Genomic DNA, 5,952 nt, shown 5'->3' with positions numbered 1-5,952 from the left:
TTTCATCAAACATAATGTAAGAGCCTAATAAACCAAATATAGGTATTAATAATGATAATGGCGCTACTTGAGAAACAGGGTATTTAGCCATTAAACCATTCCAAATATAGTAACCAAACAGAGTGGTGATATAAGCTTGGAATACAATTGAGAATACGCCAGTAGAGCCCATATTGACTAAATCTAAAAATACAGCACTACCACTATTGATATAAGCCATTAAAAATAATGGTAATGGTGCAAAAGCACTACCCCAAACTACAAATGAAAGCATGTTTTTTGGCTGGTATTTTTTGATAATAACATTACTAAATGCCCAGCTAATAGCTGCAATAAATACACAAATAATGCCTATTAGTGGTGCACTACCATCGGTAATTTGAACGACAAATAATAAACCCAGCATTGATATGAGCATGCCAATATATTGACGCCAATGCAGGAGTTCTTTAAAAAATAGATAGCCCAAAAATAGTGTTATAAACGCACTAAATTGTAGTAACAATGAAGCAACCCCAGCACTTAATCCTAGGAATATACCTAGATTAACCACACCCCATAAACCAACACCAAATAATAGGCCGTATAGCGCGATTGCTGATATTGGCACATCAGGTTTAGGAATGAAAAATATAAGTGGAATAGCTGCTAAAGAAAATCTTAGTCCTGTCAATACAAAAGGATCTATTGTATTAAGTCCAAGTTTAATGATAGAAAAATTAATACCCCAAATTGCCGCAACAAGAATACCTTTGATTAAATCCACTCTATTCATACAAATTATTATAGTGGATATAAGTTGTAATTTTCATCAAAGTCGAGGCGTAAGGAATTTGAAAAGGCGGGAACTTATACCCCAAGAGTACTTCCTTTGGGTGCATTAGTAAGTGACTAATTGTAAATTCTGCCATTACAGCTCGATCCTCATCAATCATCTTTTGTTCAAAGGGCAAGTTCCACTTATCTAATAACTCTTTGGTTTTAACGCAAATTGGACAAGTATTGGTTGAGTAAACAACGATATCCATTACAGCGCCTCAACCACAAGATCGCCAATTTTATTAGTACCAACAACCGTATCGCCGTCTGCAGCAATATCTGCTGTGCGGTAACCTTGATCAAGCACCGTATTAACTGCCATGTCAATTTTGTCAGCAAGTTCAATTTGATCAAGTGAATAACGTAGCATCATTGAAACTGACAAAATTGTTGCTAGTGGATTAGCAATGTCTTGGCCGGCAATATTAGGTGCAGAGCCATGGATTGGTTCATACATGCCAAAGCCTTCTTTATTTAAAGAAGCAGAAGGCAACATACCAATTGAGCCGGTTAACATTGCTGCACAATCTGACAACACATCGCCAAACAGATTCGATGTAACCATGACATCAAATTGCTTTGGTGCTTTAACCAATTGCATGGCTGCGTTATCCACATACATATGAGAAAGCTCAACATCTGAATATTCTTTGGCTACCTCGATCATCACTTCACGCCATAACTCGCACACTTCTAACACATTGGCTTTATCGACAGAACAAACGCGACCGCCGCGTTTTTGTGCAATTTTGAAAGCTGAGTGACCAATACGGCGAATTTCAGATTCAGAATAGGTTGCACTATTAAAACCAAAACGCTCGCCATCACGCATTTCAATGCCACGTGGCTGACCAAAATAAATACCTGATACCAGCTCACGAACAATCATTAAATCTAGACCGGAAACAATTTCCTCTTTAAGTGTAGAAGCGCTTGCAAGCTGTGGGTATAAAATCGCAGGACGCAGGTTTGAGAATAAATCCATTTCTGCGCGCAAACCCAAAAGGCCACGTTCAGGACGAAGATCACGATCTAACGCTTCCCATTGGTAGCCACCAACGGCACCTAACAAAATAGAATCACATTGTTTAGCTGCATCGAGTGTTGCTTGTGGTAGTGGCGAGCCAGTTTCATCATAAGCAGTACCGCCAATTAAACCATGGACTAACTCCATGCCTAAGTTGTCATTTTGATTAAGATGATTAATCACCTTTAATGCTTGATCGACAATTTCCTGGCCGATGCCATCACCTGGCAATACTAATACTTTTGACATTTTATTTCCTGTTTAAAAAAACTTAAAAGTCTATTTTACTAATATAGAGCTGCGAAAAATATTTTTTATTACAACAAAGTAAAAAGATAATCGCTTTAAATTTCAACCATATCAAACTGATCTTTGGTCACGCCACAATCAGGACAAACCCAATCTTCTGGCACGTCATCCCATTTTGTTCCTGGCTCAATATTTTCTTTTGGCGAACCTTTTGCTTCATCATAAACCCAACCACAAACCAAACATTTATACGTTTTCATATTTTTTTTCTAATTTTTAAATCATAAAAAAGGGAGTGTAACCACTCCCTTTTCGCTACATCAAAACTGCTATTTATAAATCGTCAGCATGCTTTGATAAATAATCAGCTACACCTGCTGGTGTGTCCTTCATACCTTCGTCGCCTTTTTGCCAGCCAGCAGGGCAAACTTCACCGTGCTGTGTATGGAAATCAAGCGCATCAACCATGCGTAGCATTTCATCAACATCTCTACCGAGAGGTAAATCATTAACCACTTGATGACGAACCGTAAATTCTTCATCAATTAAAAATGATGCACGAAGTGCGATTCCTGCTGGATGCACGATGCCGTAAGCTTCCATAATAGAATGATCTGTATCAGCCACTAATGGAAAATCGATTACACCCAAGCCGCCATCTTTAGGATCTGTATTACGCCACGCATTATGTGTAAACTGCGAATCCACAGAAACACCTACGACTTCAACACCTTTATCGGCAAACTTTGCAATACGGTGATGATGCGCTAAAATTTCAGAAGGGCAAACAAAGGTAAAATCTAATGGATAGAAGAACAACATGATCTTCTTGCCTTTAAGGCTAGACAGTTGAAAATCGTCAACGATACTACCGTTGGCAAGAACAGCAGCTGCTGTGAAATCTGGTGCTTGTTGTGTGACTAAAACGCTCATATTTTCTCCGAAAATTAATTAATAAACCCATGGATTATACAACAATGCCTGCCATCAATACCTATAAAAAATAAGGGTTTGTATATCTGGACCTATTTAGATTAAAATAGCGCCATGCTTAAAATTTACAACACGCTGAGTAAGCAAAAAGAAGTTTTTCATCCGATTGATCCTGACAAAGTTGGAATGTACGTTTGCGGTATGACGGTTTATGATTATTGTCATATGGGCCATGCACGTGTTTTAGTGATGTTTGATGTGATTACGCGCCATCTACGACGTAATTTTCCGAATGTAACTTATGTGCGCAATATTACCGATATTGATGATAAGATCATTGCTCGCGCTATTGAAAACAAAGAAGATATTTATAAATTAACCAATCGCTTTATTGACGCTATGCATGAGGATGAGCGTGCACTAGGCATTCTAGAGCCTAATATTGAACCGCGTGCAACAGATGCGATGGATCAAATGTTTTATATGATCGAATCATTAATTGAAAAAGGCATTGCTTATCAGGCCAAAAATGGTGATGTCTATTACTCGGTACGAAAATTTGCTAACTACGGCAAGCTTAGTGGTAAAAATTTAGATGATTTAGAAGCGGGTGCGAGAGTTGATGTCAATTCTGACAAAAAAGATCCGCTTGATTTTGTTCTTTGGAAAATGGCTAAAACTAACGAACCAAACTGGGAATCCCCTTGGGGAGATGGTAGACCTGGCTGGCACATTGAATGTTCAGCAATGTCAACACATCACTTAGGTAATCATTTTGATATTCACGGTGGCGGTATGGATTTATCATTTCCACATCATGAAAATGAAATTGCCCAATCTGAAGGCGCTAATAATTGCAGCTTTGTAAATACCTGGATGCATGTTGGCTTCGTTAATATCAACGATGAAAAAATGAGTAAATCGCTGAATAATTTTTTCACCATTCGTGGTGTACTAGAAAATTATGATGGTGAAACATTGCGCTACTTTATTATGAGCTCTCATTATCGCTCGCCACTTAATTTTTCAGACAGTAATCTCGATAATGCCAAATCTTCGCTAACACGCCTATACACCGCTATTCGTGGCTTGCATGCTAGTGATGCAGCTTTAGAAGAAGTCTCACAACGCTTTGACTTTGAGTCAAAATTTAATCAAGCCTTGGATGATGATTTTAATACATCTATTGCTTTAAGCGTTTTATTTGAATTGGCCAAATTGATTAATTCTGAGCGTGACAAGGACATTGATCAAGCCAGTGCATTAGCACAATTGCTGATTAAACTGGGTGGCTATATTGGCATCTTACAAATGGATGCGGATGCTTTCTTGAAGCAAGGTGTAGAATTGGATGATACAGACATTGATAACAAAATTAAAGCTAGGAATGAAGCTAGAGTTAATAAAAACTTCGCCTTATCGGATCAAATCCGTGATGAGCTAACCGCTCTTGGTATTGTTTTAGAGGATGGTGCAAATGGCACAGGCTGGCGTAGAAAATAATATTAACTGGGCATCAATTGACACCATTCTGCTTGATATGGATGGCACCCTGCTAGATCTTAATTTTGATTTGCACTTTTGGTTGGAGTACTTGCCTTTGGTGTACGCTAATAAACACAACCTAACCCATCAACAGTCCAAGGATAAAATTCGCCCAATGCTGGAGAAAGAGCAGGGAAACCTACATTGGTACTGCCTAGATTATTGGCAAAATATATTTAAATTAGACATTGTTAAACTGAAAGAAGATGTCTCACATTTGATTAAAATTCATCCTTTTGTGCTTGATTTTTTAGCTCAAGCCAAGCAGCACAATAAACGTATTTATTTAGTCACCAATGCACATCGAAAAACAGTTCAGTTAAAAATGCGTGTAACCAATTTAGAAAGCTATTTTGATGAGATTATCACCTCGCATGATTATGGTATCGCCAAGGAAGATCAGGGATTTTGGCAGCATTTGGAAAAAGCCATTAATTTAGATAAAGAAAAAAGCATTTTTTTTGATGACTCCATCAGCGTACTAAATTCTGCCAAAAAATTTGGCATAGGCACGGTTGTTGCTATTAGCAAGCCAAGCTCTCAAATTGACACAAAACAGATCAAAGGTTTTGTTAATATTGAAACTTTTGAGCATGCGTTGCCACTAAAGTTTCACCCATAAAAAAACCCGCCTGACGGCGGGCTTTAAATAACTTAATTAGCTAGTAATTACTCACCACCAATATCAGCCATTAGAGAAAAACTTTTAACAAATGGGGTTGCCATACTTGGGTTTTTGATCATAGTGCCGAAATCACCCTTCTCAAACTTTAGCTTACCCATAGTAACAGCCATACCCATAGATGCGATACCTAAAGGCTTATCTAGCCATTTCATCCAATTTTTTTTGTCAGCACGCATGTCCCAATCAACACTTTCACCGTTATAATCACCTGCGCTAATGCACTCGCCATTTTCAACAATAAAAATACCTGTTGGCTGTCCATCACCTTTAAAACCACAAGCAATCACTGATGAAAAGTTAATTTCTGCTAATTTACCGCGAACTTCATCAGATGCATTCCATGCATCTTTAAGTTGATTCATCCACTCATTTGAAAATAATACTGCCATGTTAATCTCCTATTGATCGTATTAAACAAAGTAATATTTTTCAGTCTTACTTTGTAAATTCTCCTCTCGTTTATTCATTTTTGAATGGCAATATTATGCCCATAAATAAGTATCAAAATTGCTTATTTTTTATCAAAAAAAATCATTGAATATAAGCACTTGATTTAATATAAAAAATGGGTCATGACAACTTAAGCGACTCTTTTCTGAACATTTCAAGCAAAATCTTATAAAGATTTTGCTTGCGATTATTGAATCTAAATTCACATTCTTTCAAGTGTAAATTAAACATATTTTTATTCATT

The 5,952-nt window shown here is 37.3% G+C and carries 8 protein-coding genes and 1 pseudogene; 2 read left to right on the top strand and 7 right to left on the bottom strand.

What is annotated here, in order from left to right; translation table 11 throughout:
- The 5 genes from BTHERMOSOX_RS08755 to BTHERMOSOX_RS08735 form a co-directional block, all read right to left on the bottom strand.
- Positions 1–775 (bottom strand): EamA family transporter (locus BTHERMOSOX_RS08755; RefSeq protein WP_138120699.1); only part of this gene is annotated, 775 nt, incomplete at its 3' end.
- A complete protein-coding gene (locus tag BTHERMOSOX_RS08750) occupies positions 768–1,028 on the bottom strand; it encodes a glutaredoxin family protein (RefSeq protein WP_138120698.1) in 261 nt (86 codons plus the stop codon). The genes BTHERMOSOX_RS08750 and BTHERMOSOX_RS08755, both read right to left, overlap by 8 nt.
- Positions 1,028–2,095, bottom strand: a complete 1,068-nt coding sequence (gene leuB, locus BTHERMOSOX_RS08745; RefSeq protein ID WP_138120697.1) for a 3-isopropylmalate dehydrogenase — start codon at positions 2,093–2,095, stop codon at positions 1,028–1,030. Before leuB ends, BTHERMOSOX_RS08750 begins: the two co-directional genes overlap by 1 nt.
- A 95-nt stretch (positions 2,096–2,190) precedes the next feature.
- Positions 2,191–2,355 carry a rubredoxin gene (locus tag BTHERMOSOX_RS08740; protein WP_138120696.1) on the bottom strand — a complete coding sequence of 55 codons (165 nt, stop codon included), beginning with the start codon at positions 2,353–2,355 and terminating at the stop codon, positions 2,191–2,193.
- A 73-nt stretch (positions 2,356–2,428) separates the two neighbouring features.
- Positions 2,429–3,028, bottom strand: coding sequence for a peroxiredoxin (locus BTHERMOSOX_RS08735; RefSeq protein WP_138120695.1), 600 nt, complete (start codon positions 3,026–3,028; stop codon positions 2,429–2,431).
- A 114-nt stretch (positions 3,029–3,142) separates the two neighbouring features.
- Here BTHERMOSOX_RS08735 and cysS point away from each other — a divergent pair, with 114 nt between their 5' ends.
- On the top strand, positions 3,143–4,531 hold the full coding sequence (cysS, locus tag BTHERMOSOX_RS08730) for a cysteine--tRNA ligase (RefSeq protein WP_138120694.1): 1,389 nt from the start codon (positions 3,143–3,145) through the stop codon (positions 4,529–4,531).
- Positions 4,506–5,195 carry a GMP/IMP nucleotidase gene (yrfG, locus tag BTHERMOSOX_RS08725; RefSeq protein WP_138120693.1) on the top strand — a complete coding sequence of 230 codons (690 nt, stop codon included), beginning with the start codon at positions 4,506–4,508 and terminating at the stop codon, positions 5,193–5,195. The genes cysS and yrfG overlap by 26 nt, the downstream gene beginning before the upstream one ends.
- A 47-nt stretch (positions 5,196–5,242) precedes the next feature.
- Here the strand turns inward: yrfG and BTHERMOSOX_RS08720 are convergent, their stop codons facing one another.
- Together BTHERMOSOX_RS08720 and BTHERMOSOX_RS08715 are read right to left on the bottom strand one after the other, a co-directional pair.
- The gene (locus BTHERMOSOX_RS08720; protein WP_138120692.1) at positions 5,243–5,647 is read right to left on the bottom strand and encodes an SCP2 sterol-binding domain-containing protein; all 405 of its coding nucleotides are present in this window, start codon (positions 5,645–5,647) and stop codon (positions 5,243–5,245) included.
- Positions 5,648–5,828: 181 nt separating this feature from the next.
- Positions 5,829–5,952, bottom strand: a pseudogene (locus tag BTHERMOSOX_RS08715) (IS1595 family transposase); the annotation flags it as partial.

Origin of the sequence: Bathymodiolus heckerae thiotrophic gill symbiont (assembly GCF_900128515.1) — a bacterium.
GTDB lineage: Bacteria > Pseudomonadota > Gammaproteobacteria > PS1 > Pseudothioglobaceae > Thioglobus_A.
Note: the sequence above shows the minus strand (reverse complement) of the source record. Positions and strands in the feature narration are given on the sequence as shown.